Annotated in this window: 31 protein-coding genes; 20 read left to right on the top strand and 11 right to left on the bottom strand. The window is 43.6% G+C overall.

Going from position 1 to position 26,345, the window contains the following annotated elements:
- Window positions 1-24 precede the first annotated feature (24 nt).
- Window positions 25-426 (bottom strand): VOC family protein, encoded by a 402-nt coding sequence (locus tag PFZ69_RS10110; protein WP_270180955.1) that lies wholly within the window; start codon window positions 424-426, stop codon window positions 25-27.
- 181 nt (window positions 427-607) lie between these two features.
- Between PFZ69_RS10110 and PFZ69_RS10115 the strand changes: the two genes are divergently transcribed.
- The 6 genes from PFZ69_RS10115 (at window position 608) to PFZ69_RS10140 (ending at window position 6,213) form a co-directional block, all read left to right on the top strand.
- On the top strand, window positions 608-913 hold the full coding sequence (locus PFZ69_RS10115) for a hypothetical protein (protein WP_270180956.1): 306 nt from the start codon (window positions 608-610) through the stop codon (window positions 911-913).
- Window positions 914-968: 55 nt separating this feature from the next.
- On the top strand, window positions 969-1,493 hold the full coding sequence (locus PFZ69_RS10120; protein ID WP_270180957.1) for a hypothetical protein: 525 nt from the start codon (window positions 969-971) through the stop codon (window positions 1,491-1,493).
- Window positions 1,494-1,640: 147 nt separating this feature from the next.
- On the top strand, window positions 1,641-2,930 hold the full coding sequence (locus tag PFZ69_RS10125; protein ID WP_270180958.1) for a GntP family permease: 1,290 nt from the start codon (window positions 1,641-1,643) through the stop codon (window positions 2,928-2,930).
- Between the two features lie 129 nt (window positions 2,931-3,059).
- Complete coding sequence (locus PFZ69_RS10130) at window positions 3,060-3,977, top strand: hypothetical protein (RefSeq protein ID WP_270180959.1); 918 nt, start codon at window positions 3,060-3,062, stop codon at window positions 3,975-3,977.
- Window positions 3,978-4,082: 105 nt separating this feature from the next.
- Window positions 4,083-5,837: an ABC transporter ATP-binding protein gene (locus PFZ69_RS10135; protein WP_270180960.1), complete on the top strand. Its 1,755-nt coding sequence runs from the start codon at window positions 4,083-4,085 to the stop codon at window positions 5,835-5,837.
- 133 nt (window positions 5,838-5,970) lie between these two features.
- Window positions 5,971-6,213: a hypothetical protein gene (locus tag PFZ69_RS10140; RefSeq protein ID WP_270180961.1), complete on the top strand. Its 243-nt coding sequence runs from the start codon at window positions 5,971-5,973 to the stop codon at window positions 6,211-6,213.
- Window positions 6,214-6,294: 81 nt separating this feature from the next.
- Here PFZ69_RS10140 and PFZ69_RS10145 read toward each other — a convergent pair whose 3' ends face one another.
- On the bottom strand, window positions 6,295-6,420 hold the full coding sequence (locus PFZ69_RS10145) for a hypothetical protein (RefSeq protein ID WP_270180962.1): 126 nt from the start codon (window positions 6,418-6,420) through the stop codon (window positions 6,295-6,297).
- A 134-nt stretch (window positions 6,421-6,554) separates the two neighbouring features.
- Entirely contained in the window at window positions 6,555-7,772 is a 1,218-nt protein-coding gene (locus PFZ69_RS10150; RefSeq protein ID WP_270180963.1) for an MFS transporter, read from the bottom strand.
- A gap of 287 nt (window positions 7,773-8,059) precedes the next feature.
- Between PFZ69_RS10150 and PFZ69_RS10155 the strand changes: the two genes are divergently transcribed.
- Entirely contained in the window at window positions 8,060-8,389 is a 330-nt protein-coding gene (locus tag PFZ69_RS10155) for a winged helix-turn-helix transcriptional regulator (protein WP_442865180.1), read from the top strand.
- A gap of 53 nt (window positions 8,390-8,442) precedes the next feature.
- Here the strand turns inward: PFZ69_RS10155 and PFZ69_RS10160 are convergent, their stop codons facing one another.
- On the bottom strand, window positions 8,443-8,814 hold the full coding sequence (locus PFZ69_RS10160) for a hypothetical protein (protein WP_270180965.1): 372 nt from the start codon (window positions 8,812-8,814) through the stop codon (window positions 8,443-8,445).
- 381 nt (window positions 8,815-9,195) lie between these two features.
- Between PFZ69_RS10160 and PFZ69_RS10165 the strand changes: the two genes are divergently transcribed.
- Window positions 9,196-9,456, top strand: coding sequence for a hypothetical protein (locus PFZ69_RS10165; protein WP_270180966.1), 261 nt, complete (start codon window positions 9,196-9,198; stop codon window positions 9,454-9,456).
- Here PFZ69_RS10165 and PFZ69_RS10170 read toward each other — a convergent pair.
- Window positions 9,453-10,046, bottom strand: a complete 594-nt coding sequence (locus tag PFZ69_RS10170) for a DUF6624 domain-containing protein (RefSeq protein WP_270180967.1) — start codon at window positions 10,044-10,046, stop codon at window positions 9,453-9,455. The genes PFZ69_RS10165 and PFZ69_RS10170 overlap by 4 nt on opposite strands.
- Window positions 10,047-10,267: 221 nt before the next feature.
- Between PFZ69_RS10170 and PFZ69_RS10175 the strand changes: the two genes are divergently transcribed.
- From PFZ69_RS10175 to PFZ69_RS10195, 5 genes are all read left to right on the top strand, one after another.
- On the top strand, window positions 10,268-11,110 hold the full coding sequence (locus tag PFZ69_RS10175) for a nucleotidyltransferase (protein WP_270180968.1): 843 nt from the start codon (window positions 10,268-10,270) through the stop codon (window positions 11,108-11,110).
- Between the two features lie 158 nt (window positions 11,111-11,268).
- Window positions 11,269-11,721: a helix-turn-helix domain-containing protein gene (locus tag PFZ69_RS10180; protein WP_270180969.1), complete on the top strand. Its 453-nt coding sequence runs from the start codon at window positions 11,269-11,271 to the stop codon at window positions 11,719-11,721.
- A 35-nt stretch (window positions 11,722-11,756) separates the two neighbouring features.
- Window positions 11,757-12,056 carry a hypothetical protein gene (locus tag PFZ69_RS10185; RefSeq protein WP_270180970.1) on the top strand — a complete coding sequence of 100 codons (300 nt, stop codon included), beginning with the start codon at window positions 11,757-11,759 and terminating at the stop codon, window positions 12,054-12,056.
- Between the two features lie 17 nt (window positions 12,057-12,073).
- Window positions 12,074-12,376: a DUF4306 domain-containing protein gene (locus tag PFZ69_RS10190; protein WP_270180971.1), complete on the top strand. Its 303-nt coding sequence runs from the start codon at window positions 12,074-12,076 to the stop codon at window positions 12,374-12,376.
- Between the two features lie 137 nt (window positions 12,377-12,513).
- Complete coding sequence (locus PFZ69_RS10195) at window positions 12,514-13,095, top strand: cell wall hydrolase (RefSeq protein WP_270180972.1); 582 nt, start codon at window positions 12,514-12,516, stop codon at window positions 13,093-13,095.
- A gap of 115 nt (window positions 13,096-13,210) precedes the next feature.
- Here the strand turns inward: PFZ69_RS10195 and PFZ69_RS10200 are convergent, their stop codons facing one another.
- On the bottom strand, window positions 13,211-14,389 hold the full coding sequence (locus PFZ69_RS10200) for a S8 family peptidase (RefSeq protein WP_270180973.1): 1,179 nt from the start codon (window positions 14,387-14,389) through the stop codon (window positions 13,211-13,213).
- Window positions 14,390-14,717: 328 nt separating this feature from the next.
- Between PFZ69_RS10200 and PFZ69_RS10205 the strand changes: the two genes are divergently transcribed.
- Window positions 14,718-14,921, top strand: a complete 204-nt coding sequence (locus PFZ69_RS10205; protein ID WP_270180974.1) for a hypothetical protein — start codon at window positions 14,718-14,720, stop codon at window positions 14,919-14,921.
- A gap of 59 nt (window positions 14,922-14,980) precedes the next feature.
- Here PFZ69_RS10205 and PFZ69_RS10210 read toward each other — a convergent pair whose 3' ends face one another.
- Complete coding sequence (locus PFZ69_RS10210) at window positions 14,981-18,031, bottom strand: efflux RND transporter permease subunit (protein ID WP_270180975.1); 3,051 nt, start codon at window positions 18,029-18,031, stop codon at window positions 14,981-14,983.
- Between the two features lie 238 nt (window positions 18,032-18,269).
- On the opposite strand from PFZ69_RS10210, the gene PFZ69_RS10215 reads away from it, so the two are divergent.
- From PFZ69_RS10215 to PFZ69_RS10230, 4 genes are all read left to right on the top strand, one after another.
- Window positions 18,270-19,142 (top strand): TetR/AcrR family transcriptional regulator, encoded by an 873-nt coding sequence (locus PFZ69_RS10215; protein ID WP_270180976.1) that lies wholly within the window; start codon window positions 18,270-18,272, stop codon window positions 19,140-19,142.
- Window positions 19,143-19,368: 226 nt separating this feature from the next.
- Window positions 19,369-20,079, top strand: coding sequence for a helix-turn-helix domain-containing protein (locus PFZ69_RS10220; RefSeq protein ID WP_270180977.1), 711 nt, complete (start codon window positions 19,369-19,371; stop codon window positions 20,077-20,079).
- An 81-nt stretch (window positions 20,080-20,160) separates the two neighbouring features.
- A complete protein-coding gene (locus PFZ69_RS10225; protein ID WP_270180978.1) occupies window positions 20,161-21,069 on the top strand; it encodes an EamA family transporter in 909 nt (302 codons plus the stop codon).
- Window positions 21,070-21,164: 95 nt separating this feature from the next.
- Window positions 21,165-21,380 (top strand): hypothetical protein, encoded by a 216-nt coding sequence (locus tag PFZ69_RS10230; protein WP_270180979.1) that lies wholly within the window; start codon window positions 21,165-21,167, stop codon window positions 21,378-21,380.
- 53 nt (window positions 21,381-21,433) lie between these two features.
- Here PFZ69_RS10230 and PFZ69_RS10235 read toward each other — a convergent pair whose 3' ends face one another.
- From PFZ69_RS10235 to PFZ69_RS10250, 4 genes are all read right to left on the bottom strand, one after another.
- Window positions 21,434-22,342: a DMT family transporter gene (locus PFZ69_RS10235; RefSeq protein WP_270180980.1), complete on the bottom strand. Its 909-nt coding sequence runs from the start codon at window positions 22,340-22,342 to the stop codon at window positions 21,434-21,436.
- Window positions 22,343-22,497: 155 nt separating this feature from the next.
- Window positions 22,498-22,632 carry a hypothetical protein gene (locus tag PFZ69_RS10240; protein WP_270180981.1) on the bottom strand — a complete coding sequence of 45 codons (135 nt, stop codon included), beginning with the start codon at window positions 22,630-22,632 and terminating at the stop codon, window positions 22,498-22,500.
- A gap of 96 nt (window positions 22,633-22,728) precedes the next feature.
- A complete protein-coding gene (locus PFZ69_RS10245) occupies window positions 22,729-23,973 on the bottom strand; it encodes a YeeE/YedE family protein (protein ID WP_270180982.1) in 1,245 nt (414 codons plus the stop codon).
- 142 nt (window positions 23,974-24,115) lie between these two features.
- Complete coding sequence (locus tag PFZ69_RS10250) at window positions 24,116-24,511, bottom strand: ion channel (RefSeq protein ID WP_270180983.1); 396 nt, start codon at window positions 24,509-24,511, stop codon at window positions 24,116-24,118.
- Between the two features lie 138 nt (window positions 24,512-24,649).
- On the opposite strand from PFZ69_RS10250, the gene PFZ69_RS10255 reads away from it, so the two are divergent.
- Together PFZ69_RS10255 and PFZ69_RS10260 are read left to right on the top strand one after the other, a co-directional pair.
- Window positions 24,650-25,150: a GrpB family protein gene (locus PFZ69_RS10255; RefSeq protein ID WP_270180984.1), complete on the top strand. Its 501-nt coding sequence runs from the start codon at window positions 24,650-24,652 to the stop codon at window positions 25,148-25,150.
- Window positions 25,151-25,169: 19 nt separating this feature from the next.
- Window positions 25,170-26,339, top strand: coding sequence for a hypothetical protein (locus PFZ69_RS10260; RefSeq protein WP_270180985.1), 1,170 nt, complete (start codon window positions 25,170-25,172; stop codon window positions 26,337-26,339).
- Window positions 26,340-26,345 lie beyond the last annotated feature (6 nt).

The raw sequence follows: 26,345 nt of genomic DNA on the forward strand, positions 1-26,345 counted from the left end.
ATCCCCAGGCCGGGGATTGTTTTATTATTGCCCAGGATGAAGAACGTTCGTAGCACTAAGTAAATTCCCGTCTGGATCTTTAAAACCGAACCCGCCAAATCCGTTATCAGGATTCACGTTGTATGGACCCACTTCGATTTCTTTCTCCTTCAACCAATGGTAAAAGCCTTCTAAGTCGTTTGTGTAAAAATCGAGGATGCTATGTACGACTTCGGTATGAAAGTTTTGAAAAGAGAGTTTTTCCGTTGATTCCGTTTCGACCAAAAAGATTGTCGGAACTCCTTGTTGATTGAACGTCAGCATGGCGTTTCGTTCTCCTTGAAAATGAATATGGACGCCTAGTATTTCTTGATAAAATGAAATAGACGATGGAAGGTTGCTGACGGGTATTTCAACAGTAGCAATATGAGAGATGAAACTAGACATTAAACCGTACCTCCTTTCTCAATTATAATTGTGTTATTCAATTTTGTTTCAGTGGACTCCTTCTTAAATAAACATTATTTGAGGAAGTGAGGAAAGACCCGTCTATTTGGGTGAAGTGAAATGAAATATGGAATATTATGTTAAGATAAGTGTGCTAAAAAAAGTGGTTGGGGGAATTGTAATGAAGAAACTGCTCGTCATTTCAGGAGTCGTCGTTGTATTGTTGGTTATAAATTTTCTAGGTCCTTACAACTTCTTTCTAGAGATTAATGAGAAAAACGCGTTAAAAGAAATCATCACGGAAGAGGGAACGTTTCAAGGAAACGACGTGATTACGATCGATTATCGAGGTTCTGATACATATTTTGTTTTGACGGAGAATGAAGACGGAAAACAAGTGAACTACATTGTGATGAGAGAGTACATCTCGATGATGAATGGACATTGGAAAGTGTTTGAAGAAACGTCTCGTAACCATTTCTTTTAGCCTTAGTGAAACATTTCTTTTGTTTCTTTCGTCTGTCTAAGAGGAGGTTTTTACAATGAAACTAAAATTCGTCATGTTATTATCAGCTCTTTTAGTACTTGCTGCGTGTAATTCTGGCAGTTCGAGCTCAGAAAATCACCTCAACTCGCTTGTGGAGGCCAATCCAGAAGTGAAGAGTGAAGTTGAAAAGCTATCTAAAGAATTTCGAGATGAATTATCAGCACCAGACATGGAAAGCATTCCGTTCGAGGCTGAAGAAGTTACTGCGACTGCGCAGACAAAGTTAGAACCGAATGATGTAACGTTAATTTATTCGAAAGGAAATGAGCAGCTTTCTTTGATGCAGCGGGACGTAAAAGGGAAAGAAGTTAGCTTCGGAAAAACGGATGTGGAGCTTGAGAATGACATTCGTGCTTCCTTCAACGATTGGGAAAGTATCAGTGAATTAACGTGGATGAGCGAAAATGGTAACGTCATGTTTGGTCTCCGTTCAGTCGTTCCACGCAATGGTAATGATGAGCCGATGACAAAGGAAGAGCTTGTCAATGTTGCAAATTCAATCATTGATCAACGAAAGTAAATAGTTAAGGGAAACGCGTAAAACTGGCTAACAGTTTTGCGCGTTTTTTATGCTATCGACAATTAATGATAAAAAACGGGTAGTGACAGGCACCGCTGGACATAGTAAGAGCAAACAGTTGATCTTTAGGTAGGAGGACTTGACATCATGATTAGTATTATTATTGGCCTTGCACTGTTGATGCTTCTAGCTTATCTTGGCTGGTCGATTATCTGGATCGCACCGCTCGTATCCGGAATCGTTGCATTACTAAGCGGGATGAATATACTCGATACGTACACATCTACTTATATGGAAGGTTTCGTTGGGTTTGCGAAATCATATTTTCCAATCTTCTTATTCGGAGCCATCTTCGGAAAGTTGATGGAAGACACGGGTGCCGCACAGTCTGTCGCGTATAAGATCTCAAACCTTATCGGTGAAAAACGTGCGATTCTAGGAATGCTGTTATCAGCAGCAGTGCTAACATACGGCGGAGTAAGTCTATTCGTTGTGGTATTTGCAGTTTATCCTCTTGCAGTCGCGATGTTTCGCCGCGCAAACGTATCGCGTAAGCTGATTCCATCAACGTTTGTTTTAGGGGCTTTCACCTTCACGATGACGGCGATCCCAGGAACACCACAGATTCAGAACATCATTCCGATCAATACGTTTAAAACGAATACGATGGCAGCACCGATCATGGGTATCGTGGCTGGATTGATCATGGCAGTCGGAGGCTATTTCTATTTAAAATTCCGAGAGAAACAGCTCCTGAAAAAGGATGAAAAGTTTACAGAGCCTGAAGGCGATAATGAAGTGAATACGATCGATGAGGAAGATCTACCGAACTGGCTTCTTTCCATCATCCCTCTTATCGCAGTAGTCGTTACGCTAAATGCATTTGAGGATCTTAGTATCCTCGTTGCCCTATTAATCGGGATTCTTCTCATCATGGCGTTTAACTGGAAAGAATTCAAAAACTTCATCGGTTCCATCAACAAGGGTGCATCAGGATCGGTTATGGCGACGATCAATACGAGCGCAGCTGTTGGATTTGGGTCAGTTGTAACCGCGTCTCCAGGTTTCGAGGCTGTAAAAGACTTGATCTTCTCGATTCCGCTCAGCCCATATTTTTCAGAAGCATTCGCAGTTCAGCTTCTCGCAATGATCACAGGATCAGCATCCGGAGGTATGGGAATCGCGCTTGAGGCGCTTGGAGAGGAGTATTACAATATCGCTGTTGAAAACGGACTGAGTCTTGAGGCGTTCCACAGAATTACATCCGTTGCTTCTGGTGCCTCGATCCTCCCACACAACGGTGCCCTTCTAACGCTATTTACAGTAACGGGTCTTACGCATAAAGATTCGTACAAAGACGTGTTCGTGGTCGGACTCATCATCCCGATGATCGCCACGATCGCCATCATCTTCTTAGCGATGATGGGTATTATTTAAGGTATGAAACTCAATCCTATACGGGTTGAGTTTTTGTTTTTCTTTTAGAAAATTTTCACAAATAAGGATGATTTTTATCGTCGTTTTCGAGTATGATTAGGTTATACAACTTCTAAAGGAGATAGCTTATTGAAAAAAACGACGATCCTTGGTGTTAGCCTTTTGTCTTTTAGTCTCATTCTTTCTGCATGTGGTCAAGCAAACGAAAGCGCTAGCTCAGAGCCAGAAAAGAAAGTTGAAGCGACCGCTGATGAGAAGAGTGAAACGAACGATTCGGAAACACAATCAGATGAAACAAACGATAGCAATACGGAACCTAATGAAGCGAATAGCGACGACACAACCTCTGAGGAAGTTGGGGAGGAAGCCTCTAGTGAAGCTGAACCTGATGCATCGGAATTTTCTTACACACTTAAAGAAGAAGTGTATACGGAGAATGGTGTAACGATTTCGTATCCTCAGCTTACGAACGCATCAGATTCAGCAAAGCAGGATGAAGTAAATGACCTTCTTTTTAACGAAGCTTATAAAGTGATGAACTTTTACGACGGTACAGAAGGGTTAACCCTTGAAGTCGATTATGCTGTTTCGTATGAAAGTCCTTATTTCTTAAGTGTTCAGTATGCAGGCACTGGCTACGTAGAAGGAGCAGCGCATCCTAACAACCTTTTCTACACAACAAATATTGATCTTGAAAACATGCAACAAATTAGACTGAAAGATGTCATTAATGCAGATGAATCATTTATTGAATTGTTTAAAACAGATGCATTCAAGCCTGTTAATCCACACCATAAAGAGTTCGAAAAAGAGCTGAAAGAAAATGCTACTGTTACTGATCTTCAAAATGCGGATTCGCTTGATGGGATTGGAACCGATCAACATTCTGAAACGTTTACGTATTTTACCGAGAGTAGTATGGGAATTAATTTCGGCGCTAGTCACGCTGTTGGTGGGCATGCAGCTTTTGAAATCAATTATGAAGACGCCCCGAGTGAGATGTGGAATGGCGATAAAATATGGGATCTTCTAAAAAAGGATCAATAAACTATCATGACTCTGTTTTTAGCAGAGTCTTTTTTGTGTCGGATCCTCAATTTTTATGATTTTTAAACTTTTCCAGCTATACTGATAGGAAAGGGGCTGATCGTTATGAGTGAACAAATAGAATCCTCCGAAAAACGGATGAACTGGAGTGGCCTTGCCACCTTAATAAAAGAAACGAATCCTTCGAAATTACTCGTCACGATCGCGGTAACGATGAGTTTGATCGGGACAGTTGCTGGCTTGATCGTACCGTTTTTTACGAAAAATTTAGTCGATCAGCTCTCGTCAGGGACATTATCGAACGGAATCATCGGTCTCTTGATCGCAGCGTTTGTGCTTCAAGCAATCTTTTCAGGGCTATCGATGTATTTATTGCTTTACATAGGAGAATCCGTCGTCGCGCGTCTTCGCGAAAGACTGATGAAAAAAGTACTTTCCATGAAGGTGACGTTCTTTGACAGCAATAGGGTCGGTGATACAACGAGCCGGATCGTAAATGATACAGGTGTGATCAAAGATCTCGTCTCGAATCATCTCATCAACTTGCTGACGAGTACATTGTCGATCGTAGGATCGATCGCGATACTGCTTTATCTTGATTGGCGATTGACGGTGATCCTGCTTACCGTCGTTCCGATCATGATGCTTGGGATTCGTTTTATCGGAAAACGAATGTACAAAGTGTCGAAGGGACTTCAAGAAGAAACGGCCAAATTCACGGCGACGATCACACAAGTACTCTCAGAAATACGTCTCGTGAAATTCTCTTTAGCTGAAAACATTGAAGAGAAGAATGGGGAAGATGGCATTAAGAACGTTTTCTCTTATAGTATGAAGGAAGCGAAGATCTACGCGCTCCTCATGCCGATCATGACGTTACTATTGATGGGTGTGTTGGTCGTTATCGTAGGGTATGGAGGCGTTCGTGTTTCAACAGGTGAACTTAGTGCAGGTGAGCTCGTTGCCTTTTTGCTATACCTCTTTCAGATCATCATTCCGTTCAGCTCGATGGCAAGATTTTTAACTGCGATCCAGAAGGCGATGGGAGCGACGGAACGGCTGCAGTTTCTGCTCGATCATGAAGGGGAAGAGCGCTTGATCGGAAAGGAAGTTACGAATCCATCTCAACCTTTAGCCTTTAACGATGTGGAGTTCTCATATGGAAAAGAAGTGATTTTAAAAGGAGCATCGTTCAGTGTTCCCCCAGGTAAAATCACGGCGATCGTCGGTCCGAGTGGAAGTGGTAAGACAACAACCTTTTCACTGATCGAACGATTCTACGTACCGCAAAAAGGGTCGATCACACTTGGAGATACTGAAATCTCGGAATTCTCCCTCCAATCATGGCGAAATCAGATCGGTTATGTTTCCCAGGAGAGTCCACTTATCGCGGGAACGATCCGAGAAAATATTTTATATGGAATGGAACGTGAGATTTCAGACGACGTGTTAAAACAAGCAGCTGATCAGGCTTATGCACTTCCGTTTATCATGGAGCTTCCGAATGGGTTCGATACGGAAATCGGAGAGCGGGGCATCAAGCTATCAGGTGGTCAACGACAGCGGATCGCCATCGCGCGTGCAATCGTGAGAGATCCCTCGATTCTCCTTTTAGATGAAGCAACGTCGAGTCTCGATAGTACGTCAGAAGTGCAGGTGCAGAAAGCGCTCAACAACTTAATGAAAGACCGAACGACCATCGTCATCGCCCACAGGCTTTCCACCGTCGTTCACGCTGACCAAATCCTAGTGATGGAAGAGGGCAAGGTGATCGAGACCGGAACGCATGACGAATTAATGCAGAACCATGCTCTTTATTTCAAGCTCGCGCAGCAGCAGTTTCAGTTGGAGAGTTCGTAGTGAATAGATTTGTCCTAACAACAATGGAAAGCATCAAATTTCAATGACGATGGGGGCTCTCTGGTTAACACAGTTATAAACAGTACAATTCCCTGAAAAGCGGGTGACGATTATTTTTAAGGAAGAAGCGTTCTTGAATGAATGGAGTGAGACTCGAAAGTTGGGTATGTGGAAATATATCCTTTTTTACGGAATCATTTTAGGCGGAATGGGTATTGCATTAGTGGAAGCGGGCATAGACCTTTACTTTCATGGAGGACTCAATCATTTCACAGATTATACAACAACTGGACTAATATTTGGGACTACTTATGGAACGGGCACCTGGTTTCATGGGGAGTATAAATTTAGAAAGGTTACTAAAAAAACACCATAAAATAATAAACGGTCAGAGGCACTCGCCACTGACCGTTTTAATCGGAATGATGTTCAGTATAACGTTCACTACGTTCAATTTTTACCTAATCCCTGTACGATCCTTCAGTCTATTTTCTAAAATCGCATCGTGTTCATTTATCTTCTTATAAACAACGATTATTGGAACGATCAGTACTAGAAAAAGTGCTAGAATAGCTGGTTTCATGATTAACTCCTCTGGATGTGTTTTCGTTGTTTCATACCATTCGTTGTGATTGTACTATAAATGGTTGTAGTAAGAAAGTTTGTGTTGGAAAGTAAAAAGAAAGGAAAGTTCCACGAGGAACTTTCCTTTCGATTTTAAGCACTTGCTTTGTAAAGTTGACTTTGTGAGTTTTTTTCTAATCTACCAAGCCAAGCTGTTAATAGTACGGCTCCGGCTACCATGACGCCGCCGATCCATGCAGTGTGGATCAAGCCGATCGAATCAACGATGAGTCCGCCTACGAAAGAGCCGATCGCGATACCGATATTAAATGCTGCGATGTTCATGGCTGAAGCCACATTCACTGCAGATGGCACATATTTTTCTGACAGGTTTACAACGAGCAGCTGTAGGCCTGGTACGCTCATGAACGCGAATAGACCCATGAGAGCGATCGTGATAAGACCGATCACTTTGAACGGTGCAGTGAAGCTTAGTGCCACCAGTACGATCGCTTGAAGAATGAACATCCAGAAGAGTGCTTTGATCGGACTCTTGTTGGACGCCTTCCCGCCGACCACGTTTCCGACCGCAACGGCTAGACCGTATACGAGTAAGATCACGCTGACCCATTTGGAACTAAAACCAGTCACGTTTTCTAATAGTGGTGTTAAATAGGTGAATGCAACGAACGTTCCTCCATAGCCTAACGCGGTGATCGCGAACGCAAGAAGCAAACGGCCAGAGCTTACGATTTTTAGTTGATCGACAAATGTTGAAGGTGGTGCTTCTTTTAAGTTCTTTGGTACCAGGATCGCGCTCGCGATGATGCCGATCACACCAAGCATCGCGACACCTAGGAACGTTGCGCGCCAGCCGAACGTTTGCCCGATAAACGTACCGAGTGGAACACCCGTAACGGTTGCGACCGTTAACCCTGTGAACATAAATGCAATTGCGCTCGCACGCTTATCTTCAGGTACTAAGTCCGCTGCGATCGTTGAGCCGATCGAGAAGAAGATTCCGTGTGAGAAAGCGGTGATGATTCGTGCGATTAATAAAAGTGTAAAAGAGGTTGCCATACCAGCAACGACGTTTCCTAGAATAAAAATAACCATAAGTGACATGAGCAATGTTTTTCGATTCATCCGGTCTGTTAATGCGGTTAAAATAGGTGCACCGAAAGCAACCCCGAGCGCATAGCCGGAAATCAATAACCCTGCTAACGTGATCGAGATACCTAAGTCATCAGAGATCGTCGTCAGAAGGCCGACAGGAACGAACTCCGTCGTCCCGATTCCAAATGCAGAAATCGCGAGTGCGAGTAGCGCTGCGATTCCGCCTTTCTTCTTTTCTAATGTATGTGAACTCATGGATCGTCCTCCTAAAAGCATAATTAGTTCTTGAGTGAACGTGGTTCGGCGCCGAAATGAAGCCACGCCCTCTCTGCAAAAACTATTATGCGACATACGCTTCTTGCCGTGAAGTACGCACTTTATTGTTATAAAGGAACCTCGAGGTGCTATAGGTACCTGTAAGTACCTGTAGAAACCATTTTGCTTTTCGGATATACTACCGGTATGTTAGTTTAGTTAACGGTAATTAGACGTGTACAAACCTAAATAGATCATAGGTGCAAAAAAGTACCTTAGGAGGAACCATCATGCCATATAACAATTCGGTAGAAGCGACTCTCGATGTCATCGGAGGGAAGTGGAAAGTCGTTATTATGTGTCATTTGATCGAGAAAGAGCGACGTACGAGTGAATTGAAGAAACTTATGCCAAAGATCACGCAGAAAATGCTCACACAGCAGCTGCGTGAACTAGAGGAAGACGGCGTTGTGAATCGCAAAGTTTTTGATCAAGTCCCGCCAAAAGTGATCTATTCGTTAACAGATTACGGCTGGTCTTTAAAACCGATCCTCGATGCGATGTGCGCATGGGGAGAGGGCTATATTAAGAAAAACGGCTGCGATGTTTTAGAATAGAACGGGATATGCAAAAGAGGGGCACTTCCACTTAAGGAAGAGCCCCTTTTTTCTTATTTCGCGAATTTGGCGTGCCATCTTCGTTGAACAACGCGATCGATGATAAAAAATACGATTGCAGAAATGAGGCTGGCTGCCCCGAGAACGGTACCTGCTAAAAAGTGAATGATGAACGAGAGAATCCACTCAGGCTTTTTTGTCGTATAAGCCATGGATCTTGCTAGGGAATCGCTAAGGATGGACGCCCACACACCATAAAGGAATATTCCCAAAAAGAAATATGGAAACCAGTTTTTAAAGTCAGAGGTGAACTCTCCTAACGAGAATGCGGATGGACTGAGTCCTGCAAAAAGTGCTGTTACGGTAATTGTCGTAATTATTCCGACCAATAATTTTCGTAGTAGTAGAAATCCTTTTTTCTTCATAGCTCCTCACCTCAATCGTGTCCTACCCTGATTTTACCATATTGTATTTGATGAAACTTTATCTTCTTATATCCGTCCTTATTAGTAAGACGTGTTTGAGGAGGTTATGATGAAACGAACAGTGTTGACTCTTTTACTGCTCGTAAACAGGGTTTGGATTTACCATTCAGTTTTCATTCGCGATCGATGGACTTTTCGTCCTATCGTTTATCGTTGGAATCTTACTTTCTATTATCTATCTTTCTCAACCAAGAAGTCAGCACCCGCTTCTTTCACTTGCTGTCCTGTCCTTTAGTCTCGCTTCATTCGGATGTTTCACATTCTTTCAGTTTCTTTCGACTATAATGGGATAAGACAAGTGAACCTAAAGAGGAGGTTATGATGGGAAGGATCACATGGTTTTTTAAATCTTTTATGAGAGAACCGCTTTGGTTTAAAGTGGTGATCATCGTGACGTTCCTTACGGCGATCGTATTCAGCAGTTCAGCTTTCTCTAGTACGTTGCAGAGCATCGCAAAGCTTGCTGCAGCAATTTTCTTTATGACGTATGGCATAAAGCTGAGGCACAGTCGACTCGTGTCCACAATTATGTTCGCTGTGGCACTCATTTCTCTGTACCTCGCTTGGACCCTAATCATTTAAAGCCAACCCACTCGTTCGCGCCATTCATGGACTTCTGCCATGCGCTTCTTCATGGAAGAAGGGGGTGACACGTTGTTTTCTTCAAGCTCATTCTGAATCCGTTCGAGCTCTTCTTGCATCGGAGGAAGGCCGATTTCCGCTCGCCTTTGTTCGATGCTTTCTTCATCCTCTATTTTCCATGGGCGCATGTTGCCTTCTTCATCCCAATCGAATTGTGTGCCATAGCGCTGAGGCTTTCCCTCGAAGAATAAAATCCGATCATAGAGATAAGCCCAGCGAAATGGTTCGATGTATCCTTCGTTCATTTCTTTTTCAAGAATGGGAAGTGCGTTTCGCTGCAGCTGAGGTAAGCTGATGGCGTGTTGAAGAATAAGCCACGCAGCATCAGCGGCTTCCTTTCCGACTTTCTCCTCGTTCGGCCAGCCGATTTCTTCCATGATGTTGGTTAATCGAAGGCCGTTTTCGATATGCACTTTCTCCATTTCAATATGGTATCCCTCGAAAAGAACTCCTTCTCGCAAGAGCTGCTCTCTTACTTCAAGGTCACGTTCTTTCATCTGTATAAGTTCATTCATAATGTTGCGCCGCATGACTGTCCTCCTTGGGTAGAAAAGGTTATGAAACGATACCCGTTTTTGAATCGTATAATGAATACAAGCTACTCTTTACTATACTAGTCTTCACTACCACTATAGTAGGAATTCGAATCGTTAGGAGTTTTTTTGTGTTAAAGAAGATAAAAAATGCAAGGGGAAATTTCTAGGAAGAACGAATAGGTTACATAATAGAATTGGTAGAAAGGAGTGCTGCCGTGAAGGAAATGAGAAGAATTGGTGATGTATGCCGTGTTGATGAAGAAGGAAGGATCATCAATACCTCATCACTAGCAAACGTCAGTCCAGCATTTAAGGAAGCGATATCCTATTATCGAGAAGCTGTTTTAGCGAGTTTGAGTAGTGAGGTTCACAGCATCTATGTAAGAGGTTCAGTTCCAAGAGGCCTTGGAATCGAAGGGGTGTCAGATCTTGATACGATCATCATTACCGTGTCAGATGGAGAGAAGCTCAGTTCGAGTCTAGTTAACAAAATTGAACAGGATGTAGTCGATCGTTTTCCATTTGTAAACGGAGTGGAGATGAGCGTGTTTTCGTTAAATGATGTATTAGAAACGAGTCGATTCGCAATCATTCCGTTCATGATCAAAACGCATAGTATCTGCATCTACGGAGAAAACCTCCAGAAGCAGTTACCGCGGTATAAAGCGGACAAAGCGCTGGCGAACGATCATATCTATCATATAAGGGCAATTATCCTCCAAGCGAAAGAAGAATTAGTCGGAAACGATGATCCTGAGGATGTAAAAGATTGCTGTGTGTGGGTTATGAAAATGATCATTCGCTGTGGGTTCGCTTTCGTCATCGAACAGGAACGTACTTATTCAAGAGACTTGTACCCTGCATACGAACGGTTCTCGAAGCATTATCCAGAAAAAGAGCCTGAGATGAGAAAAGCGTTGCATCTCGCTGTGAACCCAACGGAAGAGATAGAAGCGATTCTTTCGTTTCTGAATACGTTCGGGGACTGGATGATAAATGAAGCGGAAGGTTGGCTGGTAGTGAATAATCGTGATAGAGAAGAACATCTAATGTTGTGAGGCTGTTCCCTTGTGGAACAGCTTTTTTGCATCTTTCGACAATGGTCGAGCGAAACCGGGTGGTGACAGGCACCGCAATCTGAATTCGGGTGGTGACAGGTACCACACGAATGGTGTAATATTACACTAAAGGTGAAAAAAGGAACGAGGTGGTAAAGATGACGAAAGAAGAAGTAATGAAGTTGGTTTCAGACAGGTTACGATTGATCAGGCAAGAGCAGGGGTACTCTCAAGACGTGATGGCAGAGGTTCTAGGAACGTCGAAGAAAACGCTCGTTCAAATCGAGAAAAACCGGGCGCTAGCAAGCTGGACGGTGACGGTTGCCGTTTGCTCACTCTTTCATCAGAGTGAGGTACTGCAGCACGTGTTAGGAGATGAGCCTATTGAAGTCATCAAGCTCATCGCTCATAAGAAGATTGAGCATCCAGTAGACAAAACGATGGGCGGTAAGGTGTGGTGGAAAGATGTGGAGAGGAAAGGGAGATATGTTCTGCAGCAGAATCTAATCAGTAAGCACTTTCGAATTCTTGATGATGATCATTTTCGCTGGTTTAGCTCATTTGACCGTGAAGAAGGATTGAAGCGGTTAGAAGAACTTAGTAGCGGGTAGTCCGGTGAGTCGTTCATACAAGGAGGTGGTCGATTATGAGTGGGGAAACACTACCCGTCTGGTTCTGGATCATCTATTATTTAACGATGATTGGGACCATCGCAATGTCAGTGAGGATGATTTTTAAAAGGAGGTTAGTAGCACTTTCTTCAATTGCAATCATACTGGTCGTGTTAGCGCTGCTGCTTTCGATCAATATGATCGCACGAATGGAAGGAACTGAATTAGAGTACTTGATTTACTCGTTACATAATGGCGCAGTATGGGCGTTTGTCCTTGTTTCGATCTATTGCTACATCTTGTTTTGGTGGCTATTTTATATGAAAAAAAGATGAATGGGGGGATGGCTGTGATGAGAAAGACATTTCATATTCTACTTTTGTTTCCGCTAGTAGTGATTTTCGGATATACTTTTTGGCTTTCATCATGGACGGCGAGTTACTTACCGTTTTCGGATCAATGGCGGGAGGAAGTGGTGTTTACGCCTGACGCTGTTACGGACCATTCCGAAATCTACCTCATCGACTATTATCTTTACGCATTACGGTATTCACCGTTTTTAACGATCGTTTGCACCGTCTCATTTTTAGCGATACTGGTCGTTTTGTTTTTATTAGTAAAAGGTTTGCTAGGCAAAACGAAAGAACAAGCGTGACTTGGTAGGTATTGGAGTATTTTCCCCATTTCACGTACTATTCTTTACATTGGAAGGACTGGAAAGAATTAATAATGAAACGCGATCGCCTCCTGTGTTACTTTGGTACTAGACTGATTTTAGGAGGTAGATTTCGCATGTTTAAGAAAATGTGGATCTCAGGAATCGCAGCAACTTGCGTTCTAGCATTCTCATTACCAACGCAAAGTTCTGCCGAAGAAAACACACACACCGTCCAAAAGGGCGAATCACTATATAAAATTGCAACAAATTACGGAGTACCTGCAAAGCAATTGCAGGCGATGAACGATAAATCAACGCACGAGATTCATCCAGGAGAAGAGCTTGAGCTTCCAGTCGTGCCAAGTGACTACGAAACAGATCTTCTTGCTAGACTCGTAGAAGCAGAGGCTAAAGGAGAAAGCTACGCAGGGAAAGTGGCCGTAGCGACTGTCGTGTTGAACCGTGTTCAAAGCGATGAGTTCCCAGATACCCTTCATGGTGTCATCCATGATGGCATTCAGTTTTCACCGGTATTGAACGGTACGATCAAGCAATCAGCAGGCGATGAATCCAAGCGCGCAGTAAAAGAAGCGCTCGCTTATCAAGGATATGATAGAGAATCACTTTTCTTTTATAACCCTGATAAAGCTCAGAGTAGCTATTTAGAAGGCAAAGAAGTTACGACAGTTATTGGGAACCATGTGTTCTTAAGATAATTAAGGTAGAGCAAGTCCTCTTCATGGGGACTTGCTTTTTTATGGTTGCTAAAGAAATGACGATCATATTAAAGAAAAAGGGTGCCAGACGATGGCACCCTCGAAGTTTTACCAATTAGTAATTGACCGCACCTTCAGCATTAACGCGTCCGTTTTGGAATAATGTACCCGTTCCAGTCACGGTATCAGCTGTTTCTTCAAGAGCAGTACGGATTTCTGAGGCGCTGCGTCCTTGAGATGCGAGGAGTCCAGCGACACCTGCCACGACTGGTGATGCCATCGACGTACCAGAAAGGTTGTCATAGCTATTGCCAGGCATAGTAGAGTAAACGCTAGAACCAGGTGCAGCGATATCCACCCATGTTCCGTAGTTTGAGTAGTATGCGATCATATCGTTTTGGTCGGTCGCTGCTACGGCGATTGCATTCGAGTAGTAAGCAGGGTAGCTTGGTTTCGGCGTACTTTCGTTACCAGCTGCTGCTACCACGACAGAGCCCTTGTTCCAAGCGTAGTTCACTGCGTCCTTAAGCGTTTGAGATCCAAGGATTCCACCGAGGCTCAAGTTGATAACCTGTGCACCTTGATCTGCTGAATAACGGATTCCCTGTGCAACGTCATCGAGAGATCCGCTTCCACTTTCATCTAAAACACGCACAGATAGGATAGAAGCTTTTGGAGCTAAACCAGCGATTCCGATGCCGTTATTTGTGTTTGCTGCGGCAATTCCGGATACGTGCGTTCCGTGGTAGTGCTCATCCATCGGGTCATTGTCGTTGTCTGCAAAGTCATATCCTTTGATGACTTTTCCTGATAGATCAGGGTGGTTGTAATCAACCCCAGTATCGATGACCGCAATTTTGACTGAAGATGAGCTTTGAGACACGTCCCATGCTGCGGGTGCTTTTACTTTTTGTGGTGCATATTGTTCTGAACTAAAGAATGGATCGTTAGGTGTATAGCTCACATGGAACATGGAGTTCTCTTCAGCATAGTCAACGTGAGGGTTCTTTTCTAGCGCTTTAATTGCTTGAGCTGCGTTTCCGTTCACTTTTACAACAAAGAAGTCATCGGTTGTTTCGATAACATTTCCGCCCGCTTTTTTAACGATTTCCTTCGCATATGTAGAATTGACTGATTCATTAAAATGGACGATCAATTCTTGTGGCGCAACTTGTTGTTTGCTCGAATACGTAAACGGCTTTTCCTTTCCTTCCGTTTCCGCAGCTGATGCTGGTAGTGCTACTGAAAAGAGTAAAGTTGCAGATGTTGCGAGTGCAGCGACTTGCTTTAACATGTTTCGATCACTCCTCTAATTGATTCCCGGAAGGTTCACTCGGGTTAGGGAGAGGATTCAACAAATTTCTACAAAGCCCTTCCGTGTTCGAAGAAGATGATGATTAATAACTAGTTCATCATCAAAGTTATGGAAACTTTGTAGTTCAAAGTAATGAGGCTGTGGTTCGATATGGCTACAACTGTATCGTTTATGGGTGTGAGGTTTGGCGTAAGTGATTTATGGATGAAAATGGTAATGGAATTCAGAATTGAGCTGGTTTTCTTCAGGGAAATTTGGAACAATAGTGGAGTTGGAAAGAAAGGTTTTTGTTAAAGGAGGAAGTCATATGTTTGTAGGACAACTCTTATATTGTTTAGGGATCGTTGTTACCGTTGGATGTGCAATCATGCTGCTACTAAGCTTTTTTAGTGGAAGTGGTCTGATGGTTGCACCTTCGTTTGGCGTGTTGAATGGACTGATCGCGATGGGCGTAGGAGATCTAGTTATTCACTCCAATCATCGAAGAAATCTTAGTATGGATCGTGAATAGATACGTACATACTTAAAAGCCTGAGGATCATCTCCTCAGGCTTTTCTATGATAATCAGTTTACATCTCTCGCGCCGTTTTCCTTCTTCTCAAACGATAGAAAACGAGGTAGAGCATCGGCACCATGATCAGCGTAAGGATAGCTGAGAACAGGATACCGGAAATGATGGTAACGGCAAGTGGTGTAAAGAGTGCGTCACCAGATACGGCAACTGGAATCAGTGCAACGATCGACGTGATCGCTGTAAGTAGGATCGGGCGTAAGCGAACGCGTCCGGATTCGATGACAGCTTCTTTTACATCCATGCCTTTCTTCAATGCTTGCTCGATAAATTCAATCAATACGACAGAATTTCGTACAACGATTCCTGTGAGGGATACCATCCCCATGACACCGAGGAAACTGATCGGAGTCTGTGTAACAAATAGTCCTAGAATCGCACCTGCGATGGCAAGGTATACCGCAACAAGTACTAGGAATGGTAGTGAAAGTGAGTTGAATTGAAGAGCGATCAACAGATACACAAGGAATAGAACGATAATGAAGAGAACGGTAATTTCTGAGAAGAAATCACTTTGTGCTTCATTTTCTCCACCGAGTGTGATGCTGTAGTCAGCTCCTAGCCCATCACGCTGCTCCTCTACGATTTCCTTCACATTCGCTTCATAATTTTCTTCATTCTCCGGAAACGCTCGAAGCGTGATCGCGCGTTCTCCATCTTTATGAGGGATAACTTGAAGCTTTTCATTTCGTTCCGTTGTTACGAGTTCATCGAGTGCGATGAGTTCAGGTGGACCGCCTGTAGAAGCGGCTGGAACCTCTAACTGTGTTAGATCGATTTCGTCCCCTTCAAGGACGATCGTCATATCTCGTTTTACAACCCCATTATCGAACGCTTTTAACGGAATACCTGCCGTTGAAAGTCGCAGCTGCTGACTGATCTGATTGACCGATATGCCGTTTTCTTCAAGAGCGTCACGATCTGGCACATAGTCGAGTGAAGGTTCGAATTCGCCGACATTGTCTACCACAAGATCAGTTTCAAGGTTCTCGATTTCGGTCGTTAATGTATCTCTAAGATCGATGAGCTTCTCAATTTCAGGACCTGAAACAGTGACGGTAACTGGCGCACCAACTGGTGGTCCTTGTTGAATCGTCTCCATGAAAATTTCAGCATCAGGGAACTCCTCTCGAAGGGTATCTGTCCAATCGTCGATTAGTCCCTGGGTCGTTTGATTTTCACGATCGACCCGCGCCACGATCTGACCGGTGTTTTCTCCAGTGCTGCTTAGGGAGCTATTGAAAAGTCCCGGCGTTCCTGTCCCTGTGAAGACGCTCGTTTCATAAACGCCATCATCTGTTTTTAGGCGTTCCTCGATTTCCTGAAGTGTTTCATGCGTTTCTTCAATCGGTGTTCCGATTGGCAGCGTAATGTCGACCGTTACTTCTTCCTTATCTGCTGCAGGGAAGAATTCAAACGGTGTTAATACAACTAACCCGAAGATCGCTGTCGTGAACAAGAGCCCTAAGATCGAAACGAGAATCGGTTTTTTAGAAAACTTCTTAAGTAATTTATCTGCATACACGTCTGCTAATTTGTTAAGTGGTTTCCCTAAAAGACCTGGTGCCTCTGACATCGGCTTCTTGGACCTGCGGCTTAAGAAGTACCTGAGGATCGGTACGAAAACAAGCGCGACGATTGTTGATGCGATAATTGTTGTAATTAGAACGGTCGGCAATGCGCGAATGAATGCACCGTTTCCGCCTGATAAGAAAATGAGTGGTAAAAACGTAAAGACGATCGCAAGGGAAGATGTGACGATCGATACCCAAATTTCTTTTACGCCGTTAACAGCACCCATCATCCCTTTATCGCCAAGCTTGTACCGTCGCTGAATGTTGTCGTTGATTACGATCGAGTCATCAACGATGATACCGAGTGCGATGATCAACCCGATCACTGAGATCTGGTTAAGGTCAACTTCAGCAAATGGCAGCGGTATGAAGCCCATCAAGACAGAGATCGGAACAGCAAGTGCGACAACGAGTGCGCCTGATCCTGATAGTCCTAATGATGTCGCGACGATAACGGCGAGTACCGAAATCGCAAGTGATAGGAAGAGCCCATCAAAAATGTCGTTCACGATCGATGCCTGAGAATAATAGGGTTCTAATTCAACATTAGAGGGTAACCCATTCGCAAGCTCGTCTACTTTTTCGCTCACGCGTTCATCGACAGTCGGGATGTCTTCGCCTTGCTCGACATACGCTGTGAACGAGACAGAAGGTTTTCCTTCATATGTGATGATATCTGTCAGTTCTTTTGGTTTCACTTCGACGCTCGCGATGTCTTTTAAAAAGACAGAGTCGCCAGCGGGATTTTTCCCTACAAAAAGTTCTTCCATTTGGTCAAGAGAATCGTAGTTTTCGACAGAAAGTTGAACGAGTTCATCGTCCATTTCCTGTTTACCAAGAGGGGTAGGGTAGAATTCATTATTGATCGCGTTTTGAACATCGATGACAGTGAGTCCTGATTCTTTCAAATCCTCCTGTCTTAATTCGATTTCGATTTGTTCTTCAGGCAGCCCTTTGATCGTTACGCCAGACACACCTGAAAGTTCACTTACTTCATCTTTCCAGCGGTTCAACTCTTCCTGCATGGAAAGGAGGTTTTCTCGATTATCACTCGTTAGATGATAGGAAACGATCGGCATCTTCGCCGTTGATTCGTTTACTTCTGGCTCAAAAGCATCTTCAGGAAAAGAGGTGGATGCGTCTGAGACCGCTTGTCGAACATCGCTAAACACTTCTTTCTTGCTTTCACCCTCTGCCACTTCTACCACGATGGTAGAAAAACCTGCTGCTGATGATGAGGTGATTTCAGCGATGCCATCGATCGAACTGATCGATGATTCGATCGGGTTTGTAATCGAGCGTTCCACCGTATCGACTGTAGCACCTGGGTAGATGGTGTTCACCGTGCCGATGTTGATGGTCGTTTCTGGGATTTCACGCTGGGGCAGTTGAATAAATGTAAATACACCAACGATAACGAATAATAGGATGAATATGATGAATAGCTTTGATCGTTGTAGAATCCACTTTAGCATTTGGGGCCTCCTCTAATTTGTTCCGACCGATTGGTCAATATGATGTTTTGTATACCCTTTCTATACCTACAAATAAACTTTTGAACTTCTTGACTCACTAGTCATTTTACTTAGATAATAGGAGATGTCAAGAAATGAATGTGCTCCTCGAAAAGGGAATAACAGATTTGAATTCGCTCTTTCAGGGAAGAGACGTTATAATTTAGGTCAATGTCGTGGCGTGAAAGAGAACAACGAGGTGAAACAATTGGATAAAAGGAAAGCGATTCTAGAAGCAGCCGTTGAGCTCATCGGAGCGAAGGGCTATACACATACATCCATGCAGCAAATTGCTGATAGCGTTGGAATTTCGAAAGGCTCACTGTATTCATTTTTTCCATCGAAGGAAGATTTGATCATTTCGATTTACGAGCATTATCAGCAACTTGTCTTCGAGCGAGCGTTTGTGATTGGGCTTAATGATCTCCCTCCATATGAGCGGTTTGCGAAACAATTTCAAGTGCAGTTCGAAGGGATACTCGAATACAAGTCTTATATGAAAATGCACATGCGAGGGGAAACCGCTCAGAGTAGTGAAAAGTTAGAGAGCATGGCGCACCGCATGAGAGGAAGGCTGTTCAGCTGGCTTGAGAGAAATTTGCTCGACTTATATGGTGATCAGATTTCACCTTATAAATGGGACTTAATGTGGATGACGCAGTCGATCTATACCTCCTATACAGGATTAATGATTTCTACTGAAAGCACGATCGGTCCAGAGGAGCTTGGGCAGCACATCGTCCGTCAGATCGATATTCTTGCGAACGATTTTCTTTCAGGAAACAGTCACCCTCTTCTTGATGATGAGATGATGCGACCGTTCTCAGTCGGAATGGATCGTGAAGGTGCGTTCACATCGTTCGGGAAAAGAGAGGAAGCGTGGAAAGCGGTATACGATAAGGTCCATTCGTTGAACGGAGATTACTATCTAGATGTGATCGATCGGATCTCGGAGGAATCAAGAAAATCAAAACCGGATGAGCTTGTGATGAAAGGCTTGTTTCAACTGTTGAAAGAGGAAGTAGAATTAAAAGCTGAAGCCGAAGCATTAGAAGAACAGCTTCTACCATAGAAATAGGAATTCACATCAAGAATGGAACGAAAAAAGCCATACCTCACTCTGTAAATGAGAGAAGGTGGCTTTTTTGTTTGGAGAAGGATGTGACAAATAGTGACAAAAGACGGGGAGTGACAGGCACCATGCAGGAAGAAATACTAGTTGTCAAAGGCTCTGTTCTTTCTTTACAATGAATCTTAACTGAGAGAATTCTTCTGGCCAGAAGCGAAGAGAGGAGGGGATGCAGGTGCTGAGAGCGAACAAGGTGGTCTGTGATAAACGGTCGTATTCTAGTGATAAGACATCTCACAAACATGACTTTGGTCAATTTCTATTTCCTTTGAGTGGCTCTTTAGACATCTCGACTAAGCACCACGGTTTACACCTCACTCCTGATCATTGCTTTTACCTTCCACCGTCGTATAATCATGAATTTCGTTCATCGGTGAGAAATGAATTTTTAATTTTAGATATCCCGACGGACTTTTTACTGTGGGAGACAGAAAGCATGTATGTTCCAATGGATGAGCAGTGGACGTCGATTCGTTTCTTGTTATTAGAGGAGATCCGGAATAAACAAAACGATTCAGCAGCACTAAGAGATCTAACGAGATATGTTGCTAATAAATTGAAGAGCGCTACACCCCCTTCGGTCGACTATATTCATCGGCATTACAAAGAGTCCATCAGCTTAGAAACGTTAGCTGCAATCGAACGCTATCACCCTACTTATTATTCAGCGTGGTTCAAACAGAAAACGGGGAAGAGCCCGAAGCGCTATATAGCGGAGTTACGTTTGAAGGAAGCGAAGAAGCTATTAGGTAACACGTCCTGGACGATCACATATGTGAGCCAGGAGATCGGTTTTGAGAACACTTCTTCTTTTACACGATGGTTCGTAAAGCAAGAAGGCATTACGCCACAAACGTACAGAAGTATGAAGAATGGATAAAAAGAACCTTAAACTCAGTAAAGATGAGCGAGACTGATTCATCTAAAATGGGTTTAAGGTCTTTTTATTGAGGTGATTGTTATGGAAAAAAAGGTCGCACCTTTTTTAGTTTTATTAGCGGCTATCTTATGGGGAACAACGGGAACGGCACAGTCGTTTGCTCCTGAAACGGCGCATCCTGTCGTGATCGGTGCCGTCCGCTTAGCGTTAGGCGGACTCCCATTACTTTTGATCGTTCTTCTTTTAGGTAAGTTAAGAATAAAGAATTGGCCAATAAAAGAAACGGTGCTCGCATCCCTTTGTATGGCCTGCTATCAACCATTCTTTTTCTCCGCAGTAACGTTGACGGGTGTCGCGATCGGAACGGTCATTGCGATTGGGAGTGCGCCAATTTTGTCCGGGTTAATCGAGTGGCTCTTTTTTAAAAAAAGTCCCGCACGGGTATGGTGGTATTCGACGATCCTTTCGATCGTCGGGTGCTGTATGCTTTTTATCAACAAAGAAGCAGTCGTGGTCGACCCATACGGGATCGCGATGGCGTTGGTGGCAGGGCTTTCTTTTGCTAGTTATACGCATTTTAGCAGAAAACTAGTCGAAAACCAGTCGTCATTATCCATTGTCGCCGTAGTCTTTTCGCTTAGCGCGATCTTCCTATCACCACTATTGTTTCTCTATGACCTATCGTGGATCACAGAAGGAAATGGGATGGCTGTTAGCCTTCACCTCGGAATCATCGCAACCGGTCTTGCTTATTTCTTGTTTGCAAGGGGAATGGTAAACGTCCCATCATCAACAGCCGTTACCCTGGCATTGGGTGAACCCCTCACGGCTGCCTTGTTGGGCGTGTTCGTTCTTGGAGAAAGCCTTGCTCTAACGTCATGGCTGGGCATCTCTTTCTTATTAGTAGGGATCGGGATATTAATTCTTTATTCCAAAGAATCCGGAGTGGAGAATCGTAAGCAACGCTTTAGTTCGGCTCTGAGTAAGTAGACGTCTCAACGAACGAAGAAGATCCTTTCTGAAAAGTTGACGCTCTTTTTTATGGTAGACTTAGGTGGAAGTGGGGTTATAGGAGTTGAGACGGTGTGCCTTTATTGTTTTTATTAATCGCTTTGTTAACAATGTTTTCGTTTGGTTTTATGATTTCGCCAATCTTTTTTCTAGTGGCGATCGCGAGTGCGATTTATTATTCGAATAAAAGAAAGTATATGTTCGCTTCTGTTGTTACGTTTATCGTGAGTTTATTAGTGTTGATTACGATGGGACTTTTGTTTCTCGTGGTTACTTTCGGTCAAACGTAAACGTATGATAGGAAAAGAGCTTGAAATGCGGCGATGCATTCAAGCTCTTTTTTTTATTGAGCTGCGTTGTGATAGAGAGGTGCGCTTTGTTTCTTTGATTCCTGCACGATAATGACGGAGCTGATGACCATGATCATCCCAATATATTGCCACATCGAGAGTGTTTCGTTGAAGATAAAGAAGCCGACGAGCGAAGCGACGACTGGTTCAACCGTCGCGATGATGGAAGCACGGCTCGATTCCACGTGCTGCAAGCCTTTCGTATAAAAGATGAACGGGAGCATGGTTGAGAGAAAGCCAAGCCCGATAATGAGGCCTAGTACGTTTAGATTGGTGAACATACCGATCTTTGATTCTAATCCGCTAAAAGGCACGATGGCGATCGTAGCAAAAAGAAACGTGTACACTGTTACGGTTAACGAGTCATATTTATTCAGAGCGAACTTACCGAATATGCTGTATAGGGCATAGAAGAAGCCTGAGCCAAGTCCAAGTATGAGTCCGTAGAGTGAGATGGATGAAGATGAACTTGAGAAGATTCCGATGACGAGTGAGCATCCGACAAGCGTAATCAAGAGTGCCGTCATCTTCCGAGGCGTCAGTGCTTCTTTGAATAGCAAGCGTGATAAAATCGTAACGAATGCTGGTGCAGTATAAAGTAAGATGAACGCGATCGAGATCGATGATTCTTCCATCGAACTGAACAAGCACCAGTTGAAGAGCACGATGCTGATGATTCCGGTTCCGATGAAGTATCGACTATCCTTCAACCTTATGTTGAATAAGTTCCGATTTTTAAATAAAACGTAAGAGGACATGAAGATGGCAGCTGTTAACACCCTGATCGCAACCACCTGAATTGGCGTAAAGCCAAGTTCATAAAGATATGTAACGAATACGCCAATAATCCCCCAAAGTGAAGCACCGATTGCGATCAATAACCAAGCTGATTTTTGTTCCATCCACATCCCTCCAATCTTTAATCCATTCATTCTAACATAGGAATCGCCTAGAAGCTTATATTATTGTGATAGCTTTTTTAGTTTATGGTATAGATCAATTTGAATTGATTTACATAGAAAAGGCATAGCCTTCGTTTGGCTATGCCTTTCGTTTGTTAGTTGTTCTTTTTAGTGTTTGCAAGTCGACCTTCTTGGTTTTTTTGTTCATTGGTGTTGTCGACTAAGTCAACTTCGTTCGTGTAAGACTTTTTCATCGCACCTGGTTGATTTGCGTATTTTTTCTTATTCAATTTCACAAGGATCACCTCTAAAGATTAGGATGACCCAAGATAAAATGAACATACGCAAATTGTGACAAAAACCGGGTGGTGACAGGCACCGTGAGGTTAACAGATCGAATCTTTTGGACTTGGATTCGACAACCCAAACAACGGCCTTATGAAGAGGGCAAGGTAAGTCCCGGCAAGTGCCATGATCATCCATACCCATCCGTGTAGGCTCATCGATGCGATACCTCCGAAGTAAGCTCCGATGTTACAACCGAATGCAAGGCGAGCGCCATATCCCATCAAAACGCCACCGATCAATGCCGCCATCGTCACACCAGGGGTGAACGCTTTTAGCTTGAACGTTCCTTGCGACGTTGCTGCGATAAATGCGCCGAGGATGATACCGAAGTTCATCACGCTTGTAGAGTCGAATAGCACAGAATCCGTTAGCTGCTGCGTACGTCCAGCCCAGTATCCCCAGCTGCTTACGTCGACGCCAAAGAACATGAGTACTTTCGAGCCCCATAGAGCGAATGCTGATGTGATGCCCCATGGGTTTCCTCGAACTGCTAGTGTTAACGCATTTAGTACTGCTAACACGATCGCCGCAACAAGTAGTGGCCATGAGCCTCGGAAGAGCTTTTTGATACCTGTCGTCGTAGGAAGTGGCTTCATGCTAGGAGGGTTCTTCTTCCTTGCGATTTGAACAGTAATGCCGTAGAGACCTGCAAAGATTGCAAGTTGAAATAGCACACCTCCAACATAGCCAAATCCGGTAGTTTCAGCGAGTGAAATCGCACCGAGACTCGGCATCGCTTCACTCGTCCACCATGGAAAGTGTAGTGCGCCAATTGTTGAACCGACAATAAAACCGATTAGTGTTAGGAAGAGCGGTGCGTTTCCGCCGCCAACATTATAAAGGGTCCCCGAAGCACAACCATTTCCAAGCTGCATGCCGATTCCGAAAATGAAAGAACCGAATACAACGCTGACACCAATAGGGAACACATACCCAGCTGGTGTGTTTCCTGAGAAGCTAAATCCTGTTGCAAGGATAATACCAAAAAGTATCGTCGCAACGGCAAGCATCGATAGATGTGCCTGTAACCCTTGCACGTTTCCGACAGATGTTAATCTTCTAAATGCTGATGTGAAGCCGAACCGTGCGTGTAACAATGTTAGCCCTAACGCTAACCCAATGACAAAGAGCGCTCCTTGTGTCCAAGAAACAGTCATCACGATCACAGTGAACAGGATGATCGAAACTAGAATACCTAAAGAAACGAACGGCTTCTGTATAGGATTCAACGGTGTTACTACCGTTGTTGATAGTCTTTTCTTTACGTTTGCAGCTGCTTCCATTGAGTAAACACCTCAATCCTTATAAGTTTAGTATGAATTAATCTTTACGTATCATAATACGATTTACCAGATTTGTAAATCGTTTCGCTTATAACGAGGTGTTCGACAAAAAGCGGGTGGTACCAGGCACTGTCATGGCACCCTATTTCTTCGAGAGGTCTAGCGACTTCATGAAGTATGCGGTTGGTAATAGGATTCCAAGCATCGATTCGAGAATAGCAAAGAAGCGTGCTGGCCCGACCGGTAGCATGTCACCGTAACCAACGGAAACGAGTGTTTCACCACTGAAATACAGCAAGTTCAGAAAGGTAATATCGATCGGCTTCATAGAAGATAAATTTTGCACTAAGATGACGCTTTGAAGCGAAAGAAGATAATAAATCAGCGCAAAACCTACCAGCATACTGAACATAACGAGTACGAGCTTAAGAAATAGAGCTGAACTGAATGTACTCTTACGGTAGGCTTTGTTTGTGAAGAAATAGTAGAGATTGATTGCAATAAAAACGATTGTAGCTCCGATTAAAAATGTCGACATGATTTCACCTCCGTTCTCTTTTTAATTATCTTTTTCGCAGTAACGTAAACTTCTTTTGTGTTATGGTAAATAAGTGGAAGAACTATGTAAAATATTGCTATCTATGTAGGCGCCTGTAGTTAAAAGAGGAGGCTCGCGATGATAAAACCTACTGTTCATTTAGTTGAATACGATGAAAATTGGCCGAAACAGTATGAGAAGGAAAAGCAGACTATCCTTCAGGCGGTGGATGTTTTCGCAATCGAACATATCGGAAGTACTTCGGTGGAGGGCCTTTCCGCAAAACCGATCATCGACATAGCGGTCGGCGTTCATGATTTGAAAGTGGTCGAGTCGCTGAAGGCTCCGCTAGAACGCGCTGGATTTGTGTACGTTCATAAACCTGAACTTGAAGACAGACGGTTTTTCCGGAAAGGTGAGTGGGGGAAAGGAACGGTACACGTGCACGTATGTGAATACGAAGGATCTCAATGGAAAGAAAAGCTAGCTTTTCGCGATTATTTGCGTGCTCACCCAGATGCGGCACAGGAATACGAAGCATTGAAACAGCATCTGGCATCTAAATATAAAGATGATCGGCCTACATATACAAAAGAAAAAGAACCATTTATCAATAGAATACTTGTGAAGGGCATTTAAGGGGGAAGGGTCAAAAAGAATGATCGAATTGTTGTTAGTTATCATGACGATCGTAGGGATGATCGTATTTTATCGTAAAGCGGAGGAGCCTGAGCCATATTTATTGCCAAAGATCGTCGGTCTCGTGTTATTAGGTGAATTCAGGTTAGAAATCGGAAGTGTTATCCTTCCGATCGGTTTTATTATTTTCTTGTTGTTTATGAGAACGTTAAAAACAAATGCTAAAGCAAAAAGAGGAGCTGCGTTCTTTGGACTCCTCGTTTTTTGTTTATCGCTTCTCCTGCCGTTTCTTCAAACAACCTACTATGAATGGCCGCGGAACATAGCCGTACAGGATACGAATTTTTATAGTGGTAGTTTGGTAGACGAATTGAAGAACATTCAAAAGGAACTAGATGACGGCCAGTTTAACGGGAAGATCACAGGTTTTGATATGACGATTAGTAGTGAAGGTGGTTTTGAAGACTTCGACATGCAAATGATAGATGGGTATGGTCCTGAAGAGGTCCACTACGATGTTTCGCTATCTGAAGATGATGAAGAATTTATTGTGAAACGGAAACGATTTGAACAAGAAGCATACGTCGTATCAAATGCTGGGACGTTGACGGAAGCGGAGTTCTTTCTTGCTCAACTCGACCTGGTCGAGAAGGGAATGCTGGAAGAAGATACTGATTCCTACACCTTCCATTCATCAGGACAGCGCGAAGGCTACGCAGTCGAAAACACGGAGAAATACATCATCGATACGGCTGGAAAACATAAGGTGGAGAACGATGATTTACCTTTTGAAGCGATACTCGTTGAAGTGTGTGATGGAGATTGCGACGTTTATGAACATTACCTTTTTGACGTGTTAGAAAGATACCACGATGTCACGGAAGAAACAGTCCTTGGCGTCGCGAGAGAAACGTCCTCTGATGTTCATGAATGGTTGAACGCGCATCGTGGATTTCAGATCGCCCACGAAACGAACGGGGAGTACTTTTTAAAAAGAGACGGTGAAACAATAGAGGTGTCAGAAAGGGAATATGTTGAAGCGTTAAAAGAAAATCCGAGGGTCGAGATTGAAAGAGATGATTCCATTTGGCATGTAACGGTTGAGCATACGTATGGAGAGGCGCCTCACACGATGGAATTCACGTTAAATGTTGAGACGAAAGAAGTAATTGAGGTAAGGATGCGTTAGTCCAAT

This window comes from Alkalihalobacillus sp. CinArs1, from assembly GCF_947387515.1.
Lineage (GTDB): Bacteria > Bacillota > Bacilli > Bacillales > Guptibacillaceae > Guptibacillus.